2 protein-coding genes are annotated in these 1,432 nt (G+C 48.1%); both read right to left on the bottom strand.

What is annotated here, in order from left to right; genetic code table 11:
* Nucleotides 1–911 (bottom strand): condensation domain-containing protein (locus tag NXS07_RS20030; RefSeq protein WP_258087513.1); only part of this gene is annotated, 911 nt, incomplete at its 3' end.
* A 4-nt stretch (nucleotides 912–915) separates the two neighbouring features.
* Nucleotides 916–1,432, bottom strand: a 517-nt coding sequence (locus tag NXS07_RS20025) for a hypothetical protein (RefSeq protein ID WP_258087512.1), incomplete at its 5' end; no start/stop codon positions are given.

Genomic DNA, 1,432 nt, shown 5'->3' with positions numbered 1-1,432 from the left:
AGGTCAATCCCGTGACTTAACAGGGCAGAAAGATCATTCGCCCCCTGAAACTGGGTTTTGCGTTCAGCCCAATACGCCTCGGAGGCATCTTTGTGATCAATATGATACTGCTGAGTCGCCAGATAAGCCGTGTCTCCCCCTTTCGGGGGGACCCGTCCCTGCACCAGCGCATTGTAATACTCATGCACGGTCTGCAATAAAATCGGGGTACTCCAGCCGTCGGCAATACAGTGATGCTGAGTGATCAGTACCGTCACCCGCTGTGCCTGCTGCCTGATTAAGGTGAAACGGATTAACCCGGGCTGGCTTAAATCAAAAGGCTGGGTCCGGTCATTTCGCTGGAGTTCTTCAATCGCCCGGTCCCACTCTTCTGGCGGTAATGAACTGATATCTTTGATCGTGAAATTAGCCGGCCCGATACTGGCGCCCTCTGTCACAATCTGCAACACCTCTCCTTCCCAGTCAAAGGCCGTCCTGAGGGCAGGGAAGCGCAGTGAAGCCAGTGCCCAGGCCTGCTGGTAGACCGCAAAATCCAGCCTGTCGTGATAATCCAACAGTAACTGCACTCGATAAGCATCATCCTGCGGTTGAGCCAGATAATGATAAACAAAACCCTGCTGCAAACTGGTAGCAGGAAATATCGCTTCAATTTTATTTTCAAGATATTGGCTGGGATCAGCAAAAGTTATATCGACATTAGACTGATTTTTATTAAAGATAAAACTTTGAAAATCCTCTTCAGAGAAAATACATCTTTCATTTAAGAAATCTATTACGCTTTGCCTTTTCTCTTTTACTTTATCGATTAATTGAACAGGGGGCGTTTCTCCTGCAAACGCCAGTTTTAACTTATTTTCACAGACCCATACTGACACCCGATTTTTAATTAGTTCTTTCAGTAATATCAACATATTGTTACACATCCAAAATTGTTTTCTTTTCTACATGGAGATACGAATTTTCGTTATTCACATGATCAAGACGATGAGTCAGTTGATTTAACTGCTCGATTGAAACGCCTTTAATACCATAATCACTGGGGGTTTTTACTCCGCCCAACCGGGCCTGTTTTTGGCCGGCCGTGATAACGGTGGTGAGTGCCTGCTCAAGTGCCGTGATAAATACCTGAGTCTGGGCCGGTGACAAACGGGAGTTCACACTGAATTGCAGGCTGCCTGCCTGAACCGCCCCATTGATATCCAGCAGCAAAGGATTGGGGTTATCGCTAGCTATCATGGCCCCACAATCGTCGTCAGTCAGTGACCAGTCTTGATGGAGGCCCTGTCCGGCGTCTCCCCCCAGCTGGCCGAGATAGTTGAAACTTATCGCCGGCAACTCACCGGTTAAATTCCCGACCTGATGCAAGGCCCCGTACCCTATCCCTTTATTCGGCACCGCCCTGAGCATCTCTTTGGTGTGGATTATGGTTTCC

The sequence above is a fragment of the Xenorhabdus bovienii genome, assembly GCF_024721015.1.
Lineage (GTDB): Bacteria > Pseudomonadota > Gammaproteobacteria > Enterobacterales > Enterobacteriaceae > Xenorhabdus > Xenorhabdus bovienii.
This window is presented reverse-complemented; position numbering and strand designations above follow the sequence as displayed.